This is a genomic window from Streptomyces sp. APSN-46.1 (assembly GCF_022815725.1).
Lineage (GTDB): Bacteria > Actinomycetota > Actinomycetes > Streptomycetales > Streptomycetaceae > Streptomyces.
Window position 1 is genome coordinate 146136 of record NZ_JALGRF010000015.1, and the last position, 19912, is coordinate 166047.

The window sequence follows — 19912 nt, forward strand, 5'->3', positions numbered from 1 at the left end:
GCACCCACCACCTCCACCAAGAAGCGACAGAGAAAAGGACTGACATGACGAACCCGTTCGACGACCCGGAAGCCACCTACCTCGTGCTGGTCAACGACGAGGGCCAGTACTCGCTGTGGCCCGCATTCGCGGAGGTGCCGGCGGGCTGGGCGATCGCCCATGAGCAGGATTCTCGTCAGGCGTGCCTCGACTACATCGAGACGAACTGGACCGACATGCGGCCCAAGAGCCTGGTCGACGCCATGGAGAGCGCCGCTAACTGAGGACCCGACGGTGATCCGTAGACCGTAGGCAACGGCACGTGCTACTTCGAGGTATGTCAATGGAAACCCGGTCCAGCTCATCCAGCACGCCACAACGGTGGCTGCTCCGCCGCCCTAAGGAGGGTGCCAAAGCACGAATCTTCTGCCTGCCCTACTCAGGTGTCGGCGCATCCATGTACGCCCGCTGGCCACGCACGATCGGCGGTGCCGAGGTCTGTATGATCCAGCTGCCCGGCCGGGAGAACCGTGCGAAGGACCCGCACTACGGAACGTACGAGTCCCTTGCCGAATCGCTGGTCCAGGCCCTGGAGCCGTATCTGGACGTGCCCTTCGCCTTCTTCGGCCACTGCAGCTCGGCTCTCGCCGCCTTCGAGACCGCGCGTCAGCTCCACGCTGCGGGGCTCCCGACCCCCGACCGGCTCTTCATCTCGTCCCAGGTCGCGCCGCACGACGGGCCGTACGGCCGCTTCCTCGGCATGACCGACGATGAGCTGGCGGAGGAACTGGCCGATCTGACCCGGGCGATGGGCAGTGAGCCCGATCCGGACCTGATCCGGTTCGGACTGGGAGTCATGCGTGCCGACGTGGACGCCAACAAGCAGTACCGGCTGGAAGCCCCCGAGGTGGTCCCCAGCGCGATCACCGTGCTCGGCTGGATGGACGACGTCGAGGTCGCACCCGACCTCATGAAGGGGTGGCGGGAGTACTCGGACGACGTCCGTTTCACCGTGCTGCAGGGGAGCCACCACAGCTTCCTGCAGGCTCCTTTGGCGCTTCGCGCCGAACTCGAGCAGGACATCAAGACCGCCTTGGAGGGCAGGTAATGACCGGCGGTCTCGCACCGCTCGCGCAGGCGGGCCACACCATGGATTCCCTGTCGGTGCACGCGGTGTTCGCGGCGCGGGCCGCGGCCACCCCGGAGGCGCTGGCGGCGACCTGGCGCGACCAGAAACTCACCTACCGGGAGCTCGACATCCGGGCGAACCGGCTGGCCCACTACCTGCGTGAGCGGGGAGTGCGGACCGAGACCCCGGTGGCGCTGTCCGTCGAGCGCTCACTCGACCTGGTGGTCGGCGTGCTGGGCATCCTCAAAGCCGGCGGAAGCTACCTGGCCCTGGACTCGACCATGCCGCTGGAGCGGCAGCGGGCTCTGCTGGACGACGCGAACGCATCGGTGATCCTCACCCAGGAGCGGCTGTTGCCGCCCGCCGCCGATGGACTGAACGTCATCTGTCTGGACCGTGACTGGTCCGAGGTGGAGCAGCAGCCGCACGGCGATCCCGGCGTCGAGGTCCACGGCGACAACATCGCCTACCTCGCCTACACCTCGGGCTCGACCGGAACGCCCAAGGGCGTTGCCATACCACACCGTGCCGTGCGACGGCTCGCCCTGGACCCCGACTACGTCCCGGTTTCGGCCGACGACGTTGTGCTCCAGTTCGCCTCGCCCGCATTCGACGCGTCGACGTTCGAGATCTGGGCGCCGCTGCTCAATGGCGCTCGCCTGGCGATATATCCGGAAGCCGGTGCCTCGCTGGCCAAACTGGTGGATACGGTGCGCACCGAGGGTGTCACCGTGCTGTGGCTCACCGCAGGTCTGTTCCACCGGCTGTCGGAACGGCAGATCGAGAAGCTCACAGGAGTGCGCTACCTGCTGGCCGGCGGCGATGTCGTGTCCGCCGCGCAGGCAGACCGGGTACGGCAGGCGTTGCCGGGCCTGCGGATCGTCAACGGGTACGGGCCGACCGAGAACACCACCTTCACCGCCTGTCACCTCGCCACCGGGCCGTTCGGCGCCGGCAGCGTACCCATCGGGCGGCCCATCCGGGGGACCGAGGTCCGCATCCTCGACGCGAAGCTGCGCCCCGTACCGGATGGTGAGAGCGGAGAGCTCTATGCCGTCGGCGAGGGCCTGGCCCGTGGCTACGCACGGCGTCCTGCGGCCACCGGTGAGCGTTTCGTCGCGGACTGCTTCTCTGACCTCCCCGGCGCCCGGATGTACCGGACCGGTGACCTGGTCCGGCGGATGCCGGACGGAGAGCTCGAGTTCCTCGGCCGGGTCGACCAGCAGGTGAAGATCCGGGGCTTCCGGGTCGAGCCGGGGGAGACCGAGGCCGCACTCACCGCACAGCCTGGTGTTCGGGACGCGGCCGTCGTGCCGCAGACGGGCCCTGCCGGAGACCGCGTACTGGTCGCCTTCTTCGTGCCCGAGCGCGGCGCCCGCGTCTCCACGCTGGACCTTCGCCGGTCCCTCGGCGAGGTGCTCCCCGAATACTCCGTGCCGACGTCGTTCATTCTTCTCGACGTGCTGCCCCTGACCGCCAACGGCAAGGTGGACAGGGCCGATCTCGCCGAGCGCGTGAGCGAGGAGCGGCCCGAGGTCAATGCCGCGTTCCGGCCCGCCACCACCGCCGTGGAGATCGCGCTGGCTTCCGTCTGGTCGGACCTGCTCGGTATATCCGAGGTCGGAGTCGACGACGACTTCTTCGAGCTCGGCGGATATTCACTGCTCGGCATACAGATCACCGCCGAGATCACCGCCGTCTACAAGGTCGGCATCACGCCCCGCCGCTTCTACGAGAACGCGACCATCGCCGGCCTGGCCCAGGCCATCGAAGACCTGGTGGCCGCTGCGCCGACGAGCGAGGCGGACGGGCAGATCGGAGAGGACCGACCTTGAGGATCACCGTTCCCGGGCAGGATCCGGAGGTCGATCTGGAGAAGATCGACCTGTTCGATCCAGGACTGTACGCCGACGGCGACCCGCACCCCATCTGGAAGGTGATGCGGGAACGTGCGCCCGTGCACCATCAGGTACTTCCGGACGGCCGCGCGTTCTGGTCGGTCACCCGGTACGAGGACGCCTGCCGGGTGCTCGACGACCACGAGTACTTCACCTCGGAACGCGGCACCCTGCTGCTCGCCCTCGACGTCGGCGACCCGGCCGGCGGCAAGATGATGGCGGCCACCGACCCGCCACGGCATGCGGCCATGCGGGACCCGCTGGCGCGCGCCCTGTCGCCCAAGGGGCTGGCGGCGCGCCAGCAGCAGCTGCGTGCGGCCGTCCACGGGATGCTCGCCCCAGCGCTGACGCAGGACCGTTGGGATCTCGCGACAGCCGCCGCGGAATTCCCGATGGCCTTCACCGGCGCCATCATGGGAATTCCCGAGCGCGACTGGCCCAGACTCACCCGCTGCACGACCATGGCCGTGGCACCGGACGACACGGAGTTTATGGAGGGCGACGCGGCGACGACGCTGATGAGCGTCCACCACGAGCTCTTCGGATACTTCGCAGACGAGATCCGGGAGCGCGCGGGCGACCCGCCCGACGACCTCATCGGATTCCTGATGACGATGAACGCCGGTGGTGAGCAGCTCGACGTCCAGGAGCTCGTCTACAACTGCTACAGCCTTCTCCTCGGCGCCAATGTGACCACCCCGCATGTGCTCACGGCCATGATGCTCGCGCTGATCGAGGACCCGGACAGCCTCCGTCGTATGGCCGAGACTCCTTCCCTGCTCTCCAGCGGCGTGGAGGAGGGGCTGCGCTGGTCCTCGCCGGCCAACCACTTCATGCGCTACGCCGTACGCGATGTCACTCTGTCCGGGCAGCACATCCCGGCCGGATCCGCGGTCGCGGTGTGGCTCGGCTCGGCCAACCGCGACGAGGCGGTCTTCGACGACCCCTACCGCTTCGACATCGCACGCTCCGGCAACCGCCATCTGGCCTTCGGGTACGGCAACCACTACTGCGTGGGTGCCTCATTGGCCCGGATAACGCTGCGCATGATCGTGAGAGAGATGCTGGACCTGTTCGAGTCGATCGAGCTGGACGGCCCCGTCGAGCATCTGCGATCCAACTTCGTGGCGGGAATCAAGCACATGCCGATTCGCACCCGGCTCCGCCCGGGCGCTGAGCGGATGTTGGTGGAGCGGCAGGCCCCCGCCGGTGCCTGAACAGCTGCCTTCGGATTCGTTCCCGTTCTCCCGGACCTCCTCAGAGGAATGTGACTTGGCCGTGCCCGGCGCCGAAGCCGACCCCAGTGACTCGACGGCGGCATTCCGCGCAGCCCGTGACGTGCTGCAGAAACACCGCGACGACTACGACACCGCGTACCGGGAGTTCTCCTGGCCCCGGCTCACCACCTTCAACTGGGCCCTCGACTGGTTCGACGTGGTCGCCGGTACGCCCGAGCGCCGCGACGCGACCGCGCTGCGGGTCATGGACCTGGCCGCGGGCCCCGGTCGTGACGTACGGCTGACCTACGCCGAGATGTCCGAGCGCTCCGCTCAGGTCGCGAACTGGCTGCGGGAACTCGGTGTACGACGCGGTGATCCGCTGTTGTTGATGCTGGACAACCGTGCGGAGCTGTGGGTCACCATGCTTGCCGCGATCAAGCTCGGTGCCGTCATCGTCCCCGCTGCCACGCTGCTCGGCGAGGAAGACCTGATCAGCCGGGTTCAGCGCGCCGGTGTACAGCATGTCGTGGCGCGCTCCGAGGACACTGGCAAGTTCCGGCGGATCCCCGGAATCCGGACCCGTGTCGTCAGCCTGTCCGGCGCGGACGACGACCGCGTCCCGGAGGGCTGGCACGATCTGAACGTGGCCCTGCGTTCCGACTCGGTGTTCCGGTCGGAGGGACCCACGCCGGCCACCGATCCCCTGTTCCGGTACTTCACCTCCGGCACCACGTCGCAGCCCAAATTGGTGGAACACAGCCACGCGTCCTACCCGGTAGGTCAGTTGACCACCATGTACCTGATCGGTCAGCGGCCCGGCGACACCCACACGACGATCGCCCAGTCCGGTTGGGCCAAGCATGCCTGCAGCAATGTCTTCGCGCCCTGGTCCGCCGAGGCGGGTGTCCTCGCCCTCTCGCAGCCTCGTTTCGACGTCGAGGCGACGCTCGACGCCTTGGTTCGAGGTCAGGTGACCACGTTCTGTGCGCCGCCGACCGTCTGGCGCATGATCGTGCAGCAGCCGATCGGCCGGTGGAAGGTCTCCCTGCGGGAGGCCGTCTCCGCAGGTGAACCGCTCAACTCCGAGGTGATCGAAAAGATCAGGCGGGCTTGGGGTGTGACGATCCGCGACGGGTACGGACAGACCGAGGCGACCGGCCTGATCGGCAACCCGCCGGGCCGGCCGGTGAAGGCGGGCGCGATGGGGAGCCCGCTGCCCGGCTATGCCGTGGAGCTGATCAGCCCGGAGGGCGAGCCCGCCGAGGAGGGTGAGATCAGCATCGACGTGACGGACCGGCCCCTCGGCCTGATGCGGGGCTATGCGGACGGTGAAGGGCAGTTGGTGGACCCGTGTGCCGGTGCGCGGTACCGCACCGGTGACTTCGCACAGCGGGACGGCGACGGCTACTACACCTACGTGGGCCGCCAGGACGATGTCTTCAAGTCGTCGAACTACCGGATATCGCCCTTCCAGCTGGAGAGCACTCTCCTTCAGCACGAGAGTGTGGCCGAGGTGGTGGTCGTGGCCGCGGCGGACGAGAAGCGCCTCGCGGTCCCGAAGGCCTACGTGACGCTGACCGCCGCGGCCGAGGCTTCGCCCGAGACCGCGAAAGAGCTGTTCTCCTTCCTCTCCACCCGTCTCGCCCCTTATCAGCGAATTCGAAGGATCGAATTCGCTGAACTGCCGAAGAATTCCTCGGGGAAGATCGAACGTTCCGTTCTCAAGGCTTTCGAATTGGCACCCCAAGCGCGTCGGCGCTCGGAGTTCCGAGAGGAAGATCTGCTGAACTAAATTTGGTTCCGCTGGGAAGCGAAACGGCAACATCACATTGTTCGCACATGCAAGGAGAGGGACTCCGTGTTCCATCGCAAGGACGTAGTCTTCAAGAAGTCGTCAATTTTCCAGCCGGGCATCGAGGAGTACGCGGAGGCCCACTCGACCGCCCCCTCCGCAGAGCTGGAGCAGCTGCACGCCGACACGGAGCGGCTTTGCCCGGAGTGGGCCGACATCGCCACCTCCTCGGCGCAGGTTTCCTTCCTCTCGATGCTGGTCGGGATGGTGGGGGCCAAGCGGATCCTGGAGATCGGCACGTTCACCGGTCATGCCACGATCGGACTGGCGGCTGTACTGCCGGCTGACGGAGAGATCATCACCGTCGACAACTACAGTGCCGACGTGCGCGCCCGTGATCTCGCGCAGAACGCTTTCGCGCGCAGCGCGAACGGTCACAAGATCAAGCTTGTCGAGGCCGGTGCCCTGGAAACCCTTCGCGAGATCGAGGGTCCGTTCGACTTCATATTCGTCGACGCGGACAAGCCCAATTACGCGAACTACTTCGATCTGATCCTGGAGCGCGGTCTGCTCGCCGAGAACGGGCTGCTGGCGATCGACAACACGCTGTGGGGCGGCGTCGTCGTCGACGCGATGACCCAGAACTCCGAGGAAGCCGAACGGATCCTCGCCGCCGATGCCGACACGCAGGAAGTCAGTGGCGATGAGTGGCTCTCCAACATGCTCACCGAATGGGGAGCATATGTGGTGGCCTTCAACGACAAGGTCGCCAAGGACCCGCGGGTGAACACCGTGATGCTGACGGTCAAGGACGGCATCACGCTGGTCCGCCACGCTAACTGAGAACCACGCGCAACGCCCCGGGTCACGGAACCAACCGTGACCCGGGGCGTTGTCGTGAGGCCTGTCTGCGGGGAGGGCTACCAGCCGGGTGAGTCGAGCACCTCGACCACAGCCGCCGTCCACATGTATCCGATGCCGACACCGATGGCGAGCAGCAGATCACCTCGAGCGGCGCGGCCGCTCGCGACGAGATGGTCGATCCCGGCGAACTGGTCGCCCGCCCCGAGGTGCCCGAAGTCACGTGCCCAGTCGTACGCGGTGCGCTCGCGGCCGATTCCCAGCTGCCCGAAGTAGGAGTACTCCACGATGGTCTCCCCGATGGCCGGGTGGACCACGAACGCTACGTCGTCCAGAGCGGCGTCCGCGTCGGCGAGCGCGTCGCGCACCACCAGGTCGAGGCTCTTGCCCGTCCGGGCGATCACGTCGTCGTAACGGAACGGATCGGCCAGAAGGTACTCCCGGGTGCGACCGCGCAGATCGACGGGCCAGGCCGCCTGATCAGGTGCCGGGGTCCAGCCGCCGGTGCCCCGGTACACCGGTTCCAGCTCTGGTTCGGACCGGGACGAGGTCGACCGCAGCCGGGCGAACCCCTCACGGTTGGACAGCACCAGTGCGGTGCCGCCGTCCCCGTAAACCTGCTGGTTCTCAGTGCGCCAGCGGTCCACATAGGGGGACTGGAAAGCGTCGCCCGTGGTGATCAGAGCCGCGGTGGCATTGGGCCGCGCGGTCAGCTGGGACGCGGCGAGCTCCAGCCCGGCCAGTCCGCCGTTCGAACCCTGGCGGATCTCGATCGCCGGGCCGTGCCCACCGACCGTCTCGCGCTGCACATAGTGGGCCGGTGTCCAGAAATCCTGCCCTTGGTGACCCATGCAGCCGTGCAGCACCAGGGAGAAGTCCTCCGCGGCGTGGCCGGAGCGCTCCACTGCCAGACGCCCGGCCGTGGCCGCCATCACGGGCGGGGCCTCGGACTCCCCGGCGGTCCGCACCGCACGGATCCCGTTGGCCGCGTGCTCGGCCGTGGAGTAACGGCCGGCTGCGATCGCCTCTTCGGCGGTCTCGACACCTTCGGGGAAGTAGGTGCCCGACCCTGCTATGTAGAGATTCTGCCAGCGCATAGAGACCTCCCGGTCAATGTTGGGATCGTGAGCGACCGGAGGGTCAGGCCTTGATGAGGTACTTGACGGCTGTCACGACATCGGCCGGGCCGATCACCGCCTGCTGTTCAAGTGCGGGGGTGACCGGCTGCACGTCGGCACACGTGATGTACGACAGCTGCTGCTGCCAGTCCCCACGCCCTATGAGGTCGGCGATGAGCCGGGGCGCGATCGACTGGCTGCGCGCGGCCGGGTCGACGAAGAGGCCGTGCCCGGTCCGGGCCACGGAGGCCTCCAGCGCGGCCCAGTCCGTCGAGAGCGTGTCGAGGGCGCGCAGGTCTATGATCTCGGCCGACATGCCCTCCTCCGCGAGCTCCTCGGCGGCAGCGCGCGCCCAGTCCACCCCGATTCCGTAGGTGAAAATGCTGACGTCGTCGCCGCCGCGCACCATCCGGGCGCCCTCCAGGGGCAGCTGGGCCGCGAAGTCGTGCTCCGACAGCTCGTATTGCTCGTCATAGAGGGAGGCGAACTCGACCAGCAGGACCGGGTCGTCGCACCGCAGTGCGGAGTTCAGGACGCCCAGGTATTCGCGAGGATTGGCCGGAGCGTGGACGCGCCAGCCAGGGAAGGAACTGAACAGGGCGGCCGGGTTGAGGCCGTGCTGGGGTCCGTACCCCCGCCCGATGGGCACCTTGGCCCGTACGATCACGGGTGCCTGTGCCGTGTTGCCGTACAGCGAGCGGATCATCCCGATGTGGTTGAACAGCTGGTCGGCGGCGATCAGGGCGAAGCTGCCGTACATCAGCTCCACGATCGGACGCATGCCCACCATCGCGGCTCCGCACGACATTCCGACGAAACCGGCCTCGGATATCGGCATGTTGACGATCCGTGAGCCGACGAGCTCGGGGTCCAGGTTCCCGGCCTGCCACAGCAGACCACCGGGGTTCGCGACCTCCTCGCCGAGGAAGACGACATCCTCAGAGTCGCGCAGAGCCCTGGATATGCCCTCTGCGATGGCGTTCTTGAACGTCCAGCGAGTGCCGGGCCCCGAGTTCTGCGGGGTTTCGGCAGCAGAGGGAGAGGGCGCCGGAAGGGCGGGCTTGCGGCCGCGCAGCAGCCCGTAGGTGTCCAGGAGCGGTGCGACCTTGCTCGGTGGGGCCACCGAATCGAATGCCTGGCCGACGAACGTGGCCGCCGCGGTCCTGATGCGCTCACTCTCCTCGGCCGTCAGCAGCCCCTGGGCTGCCAGGGCCTTCGGCAGCGAGGTCATCGGGTCACGCTCCAGCCACTCTTCCTCCTCGGCAGCGCTGCGGTACCCGACAGCGCTGCCGCGGACGGGGCCTGTGTGATCGAAGTGCCGATAGGTCTCCACCTCGATGAGAGCGGGGCCGCTGCCCTCACGCATCGACGCGAGGAACTCCGCAGCCGTGCGGTAGAGCCCCACGTGGTCCCCGCCCTTGATGGTGGCGGACCGGAAGCCGTGGGCCAGCCCCTGTGTGGCCAGCGGCAGGACTGCCGACGCTTGATCCGGACGAGTGGCCTCGGCGTAGCCGTTGTTCTCGATGACGATGAGCAGCGGCAGGTTCAGGACTCCTGCGAGGTTGGCGGTTTCATGGAAGGTTCCCTGGTTGACCGCACCGTCCCCGATGAAGCACACCGCGCAGGATTCGCCCGGGCGCAGGGAGTCGGCGAAGGCCAGACCGGCGGCGATGGGTATCCCACCGCCGACGATGGCGCTCGATCCCATGAAGCCGACCTCTTCGTGGCGCAGGTGCATGGAGCCGCCGACTCCGTGGTTGACGCCGGTAGGGCGGCCCAGGATCTCCGCGAAGGCGGAGGTCACCAGAGAATGCGCGGCCGAGGACGGAGAGTCCGTCAGCGGGTTCCATCCGTCCTCGATGGTCCGGGAGAGCCCTTGGGCCAAGAAGTGGTGGTGGGAGCGGTGATTGCCGACGACCTGGTCGCCCGGGCGCAGATGACGTAGCACGGCTGCGGCCACTGCCTCCTGGCCGATGGACGTGTGCACGGGTCCGGAGACCTCGCCGCGTGCGGAACATTCGAGGAGCTTCTCCTCGAACGCGCGGATGACGGCCATGTCGAACAGCATGCGTCGGAAGGTCGCCCCGCCGATGGCGTCGTAGTCGGCCGGCTCGCCGATGTGGTACGCGAGGCGCCCAGAGGGGTCGATGTATTCGTTCCGCATGTGGATGACCTCACCCGTTGTGACTGTCGATGATCATGTGAAGAGGATGTGCCGTGCTTGAGGCGGGCCGGAATCAGTCCTGGCAGAGCTGCTGAACCACATCGGTGACGAGTTCCTTCTCGTGGGGCACGAGATAGAAGTGATCACCCTGAAAGGCCCGGAAACGGAATCCATCGGGGCTCACCGCGTTCCAGCCCTGGACGTCAGCGAACGAGACCTCGGGGTCGGTGTCGCCCGCATACGCGACGATGGGGCTCTTGATCTTCTCGATCCCGCGAGGCTGATAGGTGCCCACCAGGCGGTAGTCGGCGCGGATGGCGGGCAGGACCAGTTCGCGCAGATCCGGATCGGCGAGGATGCCGCTGCTGTTCTTGTCCAGCCGCCTCACATCGGCGGCCAGCGAGTCGTCGTCTTCGAGGTGGAGACGGTAGGTGCCGAGCAGGTGGGGAGCCGGCCGGGCGGAGACCAGCAGCCGGTGCAGGCGGAAATCGTGCTGTGACTCGAGCCGGACGGCCACCTCGTGCGCGACCGAGGCCCCCATGCTGTGGCCGAAGAAGGCCAACGGTCGGTCCAGGAGTGGGACCAGAGCGTCCGTCACGGAGTCCACGAGTGGATCCATCGCATCGATGAAGGCCTCGTTGAGGCGGTCCTCCCGGCCCGGGTAGCGCAGCGAGAGGACCTCGACATCGGCCGGGAAGTGCTTGGGCCAGGAGCGGAAGAAGCTCGCGGTGCCACCAGCGTGCGGGAAGCACAGGAGACGTATCCGGGGATTGGCGACGGGCAGATGGCGTCGGATCCAGCGACTCGCGAGGCCGGCCGAAACAGTCATGGGAAGAACTCCGGATATCGGTGAGGGCACGGGCTGATCAGTAGAGGAGGTCGAGCAGTTCGGGGGTGTAGAGATCCTCGGTCGCGCAGTCACCTGCGACGGCGGCGAAGTAGCGGGTGGTGAACTCCGCATTGCTCGCCACCGCGCGGAGCATGGCTAGCCGGTCCTTGTGCACCTTCAGGGCCGCTGTGAACAGCGTGCTCTGGTAGCCGTCGATGAGCAGGTCCTCATGGCCGGCCGCATACTGCTGGAGGGCCGCCTTCAGCAGGGCAGGGTCGTGCAGGTTTTCTCCGATGGCCTCGGTCAGGGTCTCGGCTTGCAGGAAGGCGTCGGTGATGCCCTTCGCCGTGATGGAGTCCTTGTGGTGCGCCGCGTCCCCCACCAGGGCCCAGCCGTTGCCCGAGACCTGGCGGAAGAAGTTCTGCTGGTCGCCGCTTCCGTAGAACTTGTCCCCCCGCTCCAGTCCTTCGATCCGGTCGAAGACGGCAGGCGCGGTGGTCCGTACGGACTCCATGTAGGCGGTCTTGACATCTGCCCGGACCCGGTCGAATTCCGACTGCGGGAAGTAGGAGGCGACCAGCGTCATGTCGTCGTTGGTGGGGATCACACCGACCCACCGGCCAGGGGCCTCGTGCAGTTGGAAGTGGTCGGAGACGCCTTCCCAGTAAGTGTAGTACGCACAGGTCAGCAGCGGGTCCTCGGTGAGGACGGGGGCCTTCACGGCCTCGGCCACCCGGGAGCGCATCCCATCCGCGCCGATCACCAGTCGGGCCCGCTCCTCGACGAGGGCGCCGCCCGCCGTCCGGCAGCGGACACCGACGACGCGGTCGTCGTCGAAGAGTACGTCCTCGACGGTGCAGCCATCGCGGAACTCCACTCCGGAGGCGACGGCCGCGCGGGCCAGAATCGAGTCGAGGTGATGGCGCCTGGGCGCGTACGCGGCCTGCTGGCCGGAGACGGGCCAAGAGCAGCCGGAGAGTTCGATGTCCGCGACCCGGTAGGTGACCTTGTCCAGGGCCGGGGTTCCGGTGGCGATGACATCGTCGAGCACCCCCCACTGCGCCAGCCGGACGATTCCCGGCTGGTGGATGTAGAGCGTGGAGAGCGTGTCCCGGGGGAACGCCGCCCGGTCGACCATGAGTACGCGGTAACCCGCGCGTGCGAGAAGAAGAGCCGTTGAGGCGCCGGCACACCGGGCGCCCACAACTATCGCGTCATACACGGCGTGCCGCCTTCGTGTCGAGGTTGGTTCGAGGAGGACGGGCGAAACAGGCCATCGCCGTGGCGATTCCTGCTGCGTCCTCACAATGAACCCGTCGTTATTGATCTTCGTCCGAAGGGATCATCGTCGGCGGAGTCGGCAGGGGTCAAGTCTGGTCGGAGGGAGTCGTCGCGAGCGCATTCGCGCGAGCCACGGCCGCCTGCACCGCGTCGGACAGACGCTGCGACACGGCATGTGCGCGAAGGGAGTTGATCCCCGCTTCCGTGATTCCACCGGGAGTAGCCAGAGATTCCCAGGGGTTGGCCGGTGCGGGGTTCGACTGTCGCAACAGTGCGGCCGCACACTCCAGGGCCTCGGCCGCGAAGAGTGTGGCGTGCTCCGGTGGCACCCCGTCAGACGTGGCGGCGTCAACGACACCGGTTGCGGCCAGTGCCAGAAAGGCCGCTCCGCTGCCGAGAGTTGAAGCGGCGACATTCTGATGCGATTCCGGAATGCCGATGAAAGTGCCGAGCGGCCGCAGCGTGGTGAGTACGAGGTCCTCCGCGCCGACGGGCGTGCCCGGTGCCGATGATATGGCGAGCACTCCGGCCTTCTGGAGGGAGGCGACATTGGATGCCACGCGGAATGCGGAGATCTCGCCGGATGACGAAGCGGCGATCCGTTCGATTCGGTCGAGCGAGTAACCCGCGACGAGTGAAACAATGGAAGCGGAAGATGAGGAGGCGTCAACTGACTGGCGCAGTACGTCCTCTGCCTGAGGCGGACGGACCGCCAGCACGAGAACATCCGCTCCGGCCGCCACTTCGGCGTTGTTCACGCCGGTCACAATCCCGTGCGCCGCGGCCAGGGCCTCGGCCCGCCGCTGTGTCCGGGTGGTCGCCCTGAGGCGGGTGGCGGGGTGTCCGGCGGCGAGCAGCCGCGCCACCACCGTTTCGCCGATGTGGCCGGCTCCGAGCACCACCACAAGCGGAGGCTGAGCTTCCTTAACGGGTCCTGATCCAGCCGTCATTGGGGACCTCTCTGTTCGTAACGGCTGTTGGCCGTGGGTGATTGTGGTGCTGCGGTACGAGCGAGTCTCGCATGCCGTCGTGCGAGGCGACTCTTCGGGCGGGGATCCGGGTCCGCCGGGGGGATGTTGAGCAGAAGGTAGGGTGTGGCTGCCGGGACGATCGTCGGCCGGCTGCTGTCGCTCCGGCCCTGGGGCGGCCCGCAGGGAGCCAGTGGGGGGGTCCGCCGATGACCAGATACAAGGACAAGATGCTCGCTGGAGAGCTCTTCGCCTATGACGACACGGAGTTGACTGCCGAGCGGCTGGCCGCGGCCCTGCTGATGGAGCGGTACAACGCGACCAGCGTGGGCGCCCCGGGGCAGCGTGTGTCGCTGTTGCGGGACCTGCTGGGCTCGGTCGGCGAGTCGATCGAAGTGCGCTCCCCCTTTCACTGTCTGTACGGTCGGAACATTCACCTTGCCGAGGACGTATTCGTCAATTACGGCGGGGTGTTCCTGGACACGGCCTGTATCGAGATCGGACCCCGGACGCTGATCGGTCCCTATGTCCAGCTTCTCACCGCGACACACCCGCTTGAGGCCGAACTGCGCCGAAAGGGCTATGAGTTCGGGGCCGCGATAACCATCGGAAGCAATGTGTGGATCGGCGGCGGAGCCATTGTCTGCCCGGGCGTCACCATCGGTGATGACGCGGTGGTGGGCGCCGGCAGTGTAGTGACCAAGGATGTCCCGGCGGGGGTCGTTGTGTATGGAAATCCCGCACGCGTTGTGCGCTCGCTACCCTCGGGTGAGGTTCGGCCCACGGCTCCGATTTCCGGCCGTAGTGAGTGATCCTTGCCCGCTCACCCTGCTCGAGGGCGATCAAGTCGAGCATGCTTGACTCGATCCCACAGAAGAATCGCGATGATCCAGGAGAGTAAGGGACCATGAAGTTTCGAGTGGAGCGCGACGAGATCGTCGAGGCCACGGCGTGGGCGGCGCGCAGTCTGGCTTCCCGGCCGGTCGTGCCCATCCTCGCTGGCATTCTGCTGAAGGTCGACGAGCGGCTGACGCTCTCAGGCTACGACTACGAGAACTCCACGCGAGCCGATGTCGACGTCGAGGTGATCGAGACCGGCGCCGTCCTGGTTTCGGGCCGCCTGCTGGCGGAGATCATGCGCAGCATGCCGCCGGGGCTCATCGAGTTCGTCGGCGATGCGAACAAGGTCACGGTGGAGGGCAGCGGGACCCGGTTCACCCTGCAGACGCTCCCGGTCGAGGACTACCCGGCGCTGCCCGTCATGCCCGGCCTGGCGGGCACGGTGGACGGCGACGCCTTCAGCGCGGCGGTCGCGCAGGTCTCGCTGGCAGCGGCGCGCGACGAAGCGGTTCCGGTCCTCACCGGTCTGCACCTGGAGGCCAAGGGTGACCGTCTCACTCTGGCCTGCACGGACCGTTACCGCATTGCCATGCGGGAGCTGAAATGGAACCCTGCGGATCCTGACGTGTCGCTGAGCGCGGTCGTGCCAGCGAAGGCGATCGCGCAGGCGGCGAAGTCCGTGCCCTCCGGCACCACTGTCTCGCTCACCCTCGGAGGCACCGCGAACGTGGCGGTGGAGACCATCGGCTTCGAGTTCCAGGGGCGCAAGGCCTCGTCCCGCCTGATCAGCGCGGAGTTCATCAACTACCGCCAGCGCCTGCCCCGTGAATTCGCGACCCGGGCCGCTGTACGGACCGCGCCGTTCGTCGATGCCCTCAAGCGCGTGTCGCTGGTGGCCAACCGGAACTCTCCTGTGCGGCTGACCTTCCGGGGTGCCGAGGTGATTCTGGAGGCGGCCACGGGTGACGAGGCGCAAGCCGTGGCGACCATGGCGGCTCAGGTCGAGGGTGAGGACATCTCCATCGCGTTCAATCCGCAGTTCCTGCTGGACGCGCTCAGTGCGGTGGAGACCGAGGTTGCCGTCCTCAACTGTCAGGCGCCGCTCAAGTCGGCGGTGCTGACGGCGCGCACTGCGGAGGGCGAGGATCTGTCCGACTACCAGTGCGTCATCATGCCGGTCCGCGTCTCCTAGCGGCGGGGGCGCAGATGACGGACAGACAGGAACCCAAGGCGCAGGTGGACGCGGCGCACTTCTTCGCTGCTGATATCAGGGTGGGGCTCGTCCTTTCAGTGGATTCCTTCCCGGAGGCACGCAAGCCGGCGTACAAACTCCGCGTGGATTTCGGTCCGTTGGTTGGGGAACTCGCGACGAGTGCCCAGGTGGCCAACTATCCCGCCGGGGAACTGGCGGGCCGTCTGGTCGTCGGCGTCGTCAATCTCGGCAAGAAGCGCATCGCCGGATTCACGAGCGAGTGTCTACTTCTGGGGTCGTACGACACCGAGGGAGTGGTTCAACTGCTCTCCCCTGCCCCTGAGTCCAGCCCGGGAGACGTGGTCGGCTGAGTCATCTGCCCCTGTGCCGCATCAATGTGACGATGGATCAACTTAGCCTCACTGCCGGGCTGATCGGCGGGTATGCCAAGATGATGATCGTCGTACAGGAGTGCGGCAGCGGAAGACCAGGCGCGAGGAGGAGGCGTGGTCGGTGACCCCGTGTCAGATAGGTCACCGCCCCTGCCCCTTCGTCCCCATTCAGCCGGGTCGGAAATTGAAGGAGTGTCAGTGGGGTATCCGGAGACCGAGGAAAACTTCGATGCCATAGTCGTGGGCGGAGGTCCTGCGGGATCCTCCGCAGCGGTGTCGATGGCCCGCCGAGGACTCTCGGTGCTTGTTCTGGAACGTTCGACGTTCCCGCGATTCCACATCGGTGAGTCCATGCTCACCTATACCTCCGCCGTTCTGGACAAGCTGGGGATCACCCCGAAGGTGAAGGCCGAGGGCTTTCCGGTCAAGACGGGCGCGGAGTTCTGTGACGGCGCGGACGGTTACCACCGGGTTGACTTCACTGACCAGGGTGCGGGCCGCGCCCTGACGACGTACCAACTGGAGCGTGCCGACTTCGACACGATCCTGCTGGAGCACGCCGCCGAATGCGGCGCCAAGGTAGTGCAGAACGCGCGGGTGACCAAGGTCGAGACCGAAGGCGACCGGGTCGTCGGTGTCACGTACAGCGCTGGGGGTGCCGAGCAGACCGTCCGGGCCCGAGTCGTCATTGACGCGAGCGGCCGGGCGGGCCTGATCACCAAGGGCCTCCTGCGCAGCCGCAAGTACCCGCAGACCGCGCGCACCGTCGCCGTCTTCCGGCACTTCACCGGAGTCGACGAAGCCACCAACCCCGGCGTCGAGGGCGACATCCAGGTCGGCGCCCACGCGGATGGCTGGTTGTGGGCCATCCCGGTCCGCAAGGACAAGCTGAGTGTCGGCGCGGTGACCACCGCCAGCCTCCTGCAGGGTGCCTCCTCGCCCGACGACCTGTTCGCCGAGCATGTCAACCGCATCCCCCGGATCCGGCAGCGCATCAAGGGTGCCGAGTACACCGAGACGCATGTCGAGAGCGAGTTCACCTACTACTCCGACCAGGTCGCCGGTCCGGGCTTCTTCGTCGTGGGCGACGCGGGCGCGTTCGCCAACCCGATCTTCTCCGCCGGGGTGTACCTGGCACTGGTCACCGGCAGCCGTGCCGGTGAGCTGACCGCCGACATCCTCAGCGGTGAGCGCGAGGAGACGGCCACCGTCGACGAGTACGAGCGCTTCTACAAGACGGGCTACGACACCTACACCCGGCTGATTCACGGCTTCTACAGCCATGACTACAACCTGGGAAGGTTCCTCAAGAGCACGGGCGCCCGGGTGGCCCCGATCTGGGTCGCGCGCCTCCTCGGCGGAGACTTCTGGAGTGAGAAGAACCCGCTGGGCCGCCACCTCCGGGGGCTGCCCGACAACAACACCTTCTCCGCGTACGAGCCGATGTACGGCTGCCCGGTGTACCCGGAGCTCGATGCCGCCGAGCCCGCCGACACCCAGCTGAGCGAGGGTCTCGCCGCAGCGCTCGACTGATCCGACAAGGCGCCCACCGAGGCTGCCGCGGCGCCGGCTCCCCAGAGTGCCGGCGCCGTTTCGTACGTGTGCCCTCACAGGGGCCCACTCCCGGGGCCGGTACACCCATCCCGGGTCGCATTCACGACGTCGGACACGCGCACGGGTGCGCGGCCGACCGCCGATCGTCTAGGGGAACGGGAACAGGATGTCCGAATCGCAGAGCAGCTCGCACTCGCTGCTGGCAGCGCAGTCTGGTATCTGGATGGGGCAGTCGATCGACCCATCGAGCCCTGCTTACCAGTGGGGCAACTACCTCGAACTGCGTGGCGCGATCGACGTTCCCCTGTTCCAGTCCGTGGTCGCCCGTGTGGTGATGGAGACGGAGGCCTTGCACGCCCGCTTCCGCGAAGGCCCGGACGGTCCGCGTCAGATCCTTGTGCCTCCGACGGACTGGACCCTGCCCGTCGTCGATGTGAGCGATGAGGAGGATCCTCTTCGGACCGTCGACGCCTGGGTGCGCAAGGACCTGGCGGCAGCCCCGGATTTGAGCAACGGGCGCCCCTTCCGCCAGGTGCTCTTCCGCGCGGCTCCCGACCGCTCCTTCTGGTATCAGAGCTACCACCACATCGTGCTGGACGCCTACGGATCGTCCCTTCTCAACCGCCGCGTCGCCGACCTCTACAGCGCGCTGCGGGCGGGCTCCCAGGCACCCGCGGACTCGGCCTTCGGCACGATGGGTGCGCTGATCGCCGAGGAGCAGTCGTATCTGGCGTCGCCGCAGAACCGGGACGACCGGGAATTCTGGACGCACCGCTTCGAGGACCGGCCCGAGCAGGTCAGTCTCACGCCCCAGAGCGCCGATCCGCAGAACCGCTTCGTGCGGTACCGCGAGGAGATGACGGCGCGGTCCACCCTGGCGCTGAACGATGCCGCCGGCCGGCTGGGCACTCGCTGGTCCCGGCTGCTGATCGCGTCGACGGCGCTGTACCTGCACCGCCTCACCGGCCGCCGGGACGTCGTACTCGGCCTTCCCGTGGCCGGCCGGCTCGACCCGGAAGCCCGGCGAACCCCCGCCATGATGGCGAACGTGGTGCCGCTGCGCGTCGGAGTGCACCCTGCGATGACCGCAGCCGAGCTCGTGTCGCAGGTTTCCGAGGAGCTGAGGTCGGCGCTCAAGCACCAGCGGCGCCGCGGTGAGGACATCCGCCGGGATCTCCAACTCCCCGGCGTACCCCGCCGGTTCTTCGGCCCCATCCTCAATGTCATGCGCTTCGAGGTGCTGCGGTTCGGCGAATGCTCCAGCATCATGCACAATCCGGCGGCCCCCTTGCTCGAAGACCTCTCGATCGTGGCCTACGACCGCCCTGATGCCGAGGGGCTGCGCATCGACCTCAACGGCAACCCCCAGCTATACACGGCCGACGAACTCGACGCGCACGGCCCGCGGTTGATCACCACGCTGCAGAACGTCGTGGCCAACCTCGACCGTCCGATCGGCCGACTTGACGTCATCGGGGCCGACGAGCGCAGCCGTGTAATGCCCGTGACGCGCCCCGAGTTCACGCCGAGTGCCCCCCGCACCCTTCCGGAGATCTATGCCTCCGCCAGGCGCGAACCGACGGCCATTGCCGTGGTCTGCGGCGACATCTCCCTGTCGTACGAGGAACTCGAAGCCCGTTCCAACCGCATCGCCCGGCTGCTGATCGAGCAGGGCGTGGGCCCGGAGTCGGTCGTCGCGCTCGCGCTGCACCGGTCCGTGGAGACGGTGGTCGCGGCGCTCGCCGTCACCAAGGCCGGCGGAGCCTATCTGCCGATCGACCCCAGCCTGCCCCGGGAACGCATCGCTTTCATGCTCGAGGACACCCGGCCGGTGGTGGGACTGGTCCAGTCCGCCACGCGGGACGTCCTTTCAGGCGATATGCCGGCGCTCGTTCTGGACGAGCCGCAGACCGAGATCCGGATCGGCGCCCTTGCCTCCGAAGGCGTCCGTGCCGAGGAGCGGCTCGCGGTGCTCCACCCGGAGCACCCCGCGTACATCATCTACACGTCCGGATCGACCGGTACCCCCAAGGGTGTTGTCGTTTCGCACCACAATGTCGGGCGGCTGTTCACCGCCGCGTCGAAGCAGTTCGACTTCGGGCCGGACGATGCGTGGACGCTCTTCCACTCGTACGCGTTCGACTTCTCCGTCTGGGAGATGTGGGGCGCGCTGCTGCACGGGGCGCGCTTGGTGGTCGCGACCTTCGACGTGAGCCGTTCGCCGGACGACTTCCTGGCGCTGCTCGTGGATCAGCGGATCACTGTGCTCAACCAGACGCCGTCCGCCTTCTACCAGCTCATACAGGCGGGCCGGGAGCGCCCTGAACTGGAGCGGCGGCTCGCGCTGCGGTGGGTCGTCTTCGGAGGTGAGGCGCTGGAGCCGGCGCGGCTGGACGAATGGTTCGCTCGCCGGGGCGACACCGCGCCCACCCTGGTGAACATGTACGGCATCACCGAGACGACCGTGCACGTCACCCAGCTTCCGCTCGCCAGCGCCGCCGCGAGTGACCGCCAGACGGGAGTGAGCCCGATCGGCGACCCGCTCCCGGATCTCGTGGCGTATGTGCTTGATGGTGCGTTGCGTCCGGTGCCGGTGGGTGTGGCCGGTGAGTTGTACGTGTCGGGTGGCGGGTTGGCGCGTGGTTATGTCAATCGGCGGGGTTTGACCGCTGAGCGGTTTGTGGCTGATCCGTTT

16 protein-coding genes are annotated in these 19912 nt (G+C 67.4%); 11 read left to right on the forward strand and 5 right to left on the reverse strand.

The genetic code is table 11. The annotated features are described in order from the left end of the window. The first annotated feature begins 44 nt into the window (after positions 1–44). The 6 genes from MTF65_RS28110 (at position 45) to MTF65_RS28135 (ending at position 6861) form a co-directional block, all read left to right on the forward strand. The gene (locus MTF65_RS28110; protein WP_243631781.1) at positions 45–263 is read left to right on the forward strand and encodes an MbtH family protein; all 219 of its coding nucleotides are present in this window, start codon (positions 45–47) and stop codon (positions 261–263) included. A gap of 59 nt (positions 264–322) precedes the next feature. Then, entirely contained in the window at positions 323–1087 is a 765-nt protein-coding gene (locus MTF65_RS28115; protein WP_243631782.1) for a thioesterase II family protein, read from the forward strand. After that, on the forward strand, positions 1087–2943 hold the full coding sequence (locus MTF65_RS28120) for a non-ribosomal peptide synthetase (RefSeq protein ID WP_243631783.1): 1857 nt from the start codon (positions 1087–1089) through the stop codon (positions 2941–2943). Before MTF65_RS28115 ends, MTF65_RS28120 begins: the two co-directional genes overlap by 1 nt. Beyond that, a complete protein-coding gene (locus tag MTF65_RS28125) occupies positions 2940–4223 on the forward strand; it encodes a cytochrome P450 (RefSeq protein WP_243631784.1) in 1284 nt (427 codons plus the stop codon). Before MTF65_RS28120 ends, MTF65_RS28125 begins: the two co-directional genes overlap by 4 nt. Positions 4224–4284: 61 nt before the next feature. Further along, complete coding sequence (locus MTF65_RS28130; RefSeq protein WP_243631804.1) at positions 4285–6018, forward strand: AMP-binding protein; 1734 nt, start codon at positions 4285–4287, stop codon at positions 6016–6018. A 66-nt stretch (positions 6019–6084) separates the two neighbouring features. Then, positions 6085–6861, forward strand: coding sequence for a class I SAM-dependent methyltransferase (locus MTF65_RS28135; protein WP_243631785.1), 777 nt, complete (start codon positions 6085–6087; stop codon positions 6859–6861). A 77-nt stretch (positions 6862–6938) separates the two neighbouring features. Here MTF65_RS28135 and MTF65_RS28140 read toward each other — a convergent pair whose 3' ends face one another. From MTF65_RS28140 to MTF65_RS28160, 5 genes are all read right to left on the reverse strand, one after another. Then, a complete protein-coding gene (locus tag MTF65_RS28140; protein ID WP_243631786.1) occupies positions 6939–7976 on the reverse strand; it encodes a ketoacyl-ACP synthase III family protein in 1038 nt (345 codons plus the stop codon). 43 nt (positions 7977–8019) lie between these two features. After that, positions 8020–10161: a thiamine pyrophosphate-dependent enzyme gene (locus tag MTF65_RS28145; protein ID WP_243631787.1), complete on the reverse strand. Its 2142-nt coding sequence runs from the start codon at positions 10159–10161 to the stop codon at positions 8020–8022. Between the two features lie 73 nt (positions 10162–10234). Next, on the reverse strand, positions 10235–10990 hold the full coding sequence (locus tag MTF65_RS28150; protein WP_243631788.1) for a thioesterase II family protein: 756 nt from the start codon (positions 10988–10990) through the stop codon (positions 10235–10237). A gap of 37 nt (positions 10991–11027) precedes the next feature. Next, entirely contained in the window at positions 11028–12212 is a 1185-nt protein-coding gene (locus MTF65_RS28155) for an NAD(P)/FAD-dependent oxidoreductase (protein WP_243631789.1), read from the reverse strand. A 145-nt stretch (positions 12213–12357) separates the two neighbouring features. Continuing rightward, a complete protein-coding gene (locus MTF65_RS28160) occupies positions 12358–13176 on the reverse strand; it encodes a pyrroline-5-carboxylate reductase (RefSeq protein ID WP_243631790.1) in 819 nt (272 codons plus the stop codon). Between the two features lie 272 nt (positions 13177–13448). On the opposite strand from MTF65_RS28160, the gene MTF65_RS28165 reads away from it, so the two are divergent. The 5 genes from MTF65_RS28165 to MTF65_RS30385 all read left to right on the forward strand — a co-directional run. After that, positions 13449–14051 (forward strand): sugar O-acetyltransferase, encoded by a 603-nt coding sequence (locus MTF65_RS28165; RefSeq protein ID WP_243631791.1) that lies wholly within the window; start codon positions 13449–13451, stop codon positions 14049–14051. Between the two features lie 95 nt (positions 14052–14146). Next, a complete protein-coding gene (dnaN, locus tag MTF65_RS28170; RefSeq protein WP_243631792.1) occupies positions 14147–15271 on the forward strand; it encodes a DNA polymerase III subunit beta in 1125 nt (374 codons plus the stop codon). A 14-nt stretch (positions 15272–15285) separates the two neighbouring features. After that, positions 15286–15642, forward strand: a complete 357-nt coding sequence (locus tag MTF65_RS28175; protein WP_243631793.1) for a tRNA-binding protein — start codon at positions 15286–15288, stop codon at positions 15640–15642. Between the two features lie 261 nt (positions 15643–15903). Then, entirely contained in the window at positions 15904–17196 is a 1293-nt protein-coding gene (locus tag MTF65_RS28180) for an NAD(P)/FAD-dependent oxidoreductase (protein ID WP_308407234.1), read from the forward strand. Between the two features lie 187 nt (positions 17197–17383). Continuing rightward, the coding region (locus tag MTF65_RS30385; RefSeq protein WP_279399613.1) for an amino acid adenylation domain-containing protein at positions 17384–19912 on the forward strand (2529 nt) is incomplete at its 3' end.

Bases quoted from the DNA above. Each gene is read 5' to 3' on its own strand.
- MTF65_RS28110 (WP_243631781.1), top strand. From the start codon at position 45: ATGACGAACCCGTTCGACGACCCGGAAGCCACCTACCTCGTGCTGGTC.
- MTF65_RS28115 (WP_243631782.1), top strand. From the start codon at position 323: ATGGAAACCCGGTCCAGCTCATCCAGCACGCCACAACGGTGGCTGCTC.
- MTF65_RS28120 (WP_243631783.1), top strand. From the start codon at position 1,087: ATGACCGGCGGTCTCGCACCGCTCGCGCAGGCGGGCCACACCATGGAT.
- MTF65_RS28140 (WP_243631786.1), bottom strand. From the start codon at position 7,976: ATGCGCTGGCAGAATCTCTACATAGCAGGGTCGGGCACCTACTTCCCC.
- MTF65_RS28145 (WP_243631787.1), bottom strand. From the start codon at position 10,161: ATGCGGAACGAATACATCGACCCCTCTGGGCGCCTCGCGTACCACATC.
- MTF65_RS28150 (WP_243631788.1), bottom strand. From the start codon at position 10,990: ATGACTGTTTCGGCCGGCCTCGCGAGTCGCTGGATCCGACGCCATCTG.
- MTF65_RS28165 (WP_243631791.1), top strand. From the start codon at position 13,449: ATGACCAGATACAAGGACAAGATGCTCGCTGGAGAGCTCTTCGCCTAT.
- dnaN (WP_243631792.1), top strand. From the start codon at position 14,147: ATGAAGTTTCGAGTGGAGCGCGACGAGATCGTCGAGGCCACGGCGTGG.
- MTF65_RS28175 (WP_243631793.1), top strand. From the start codon at position 15,286: ATGACGGACAGACAGGAACCCAAGGCGCAGGTGGACGCGGCGCACTTC.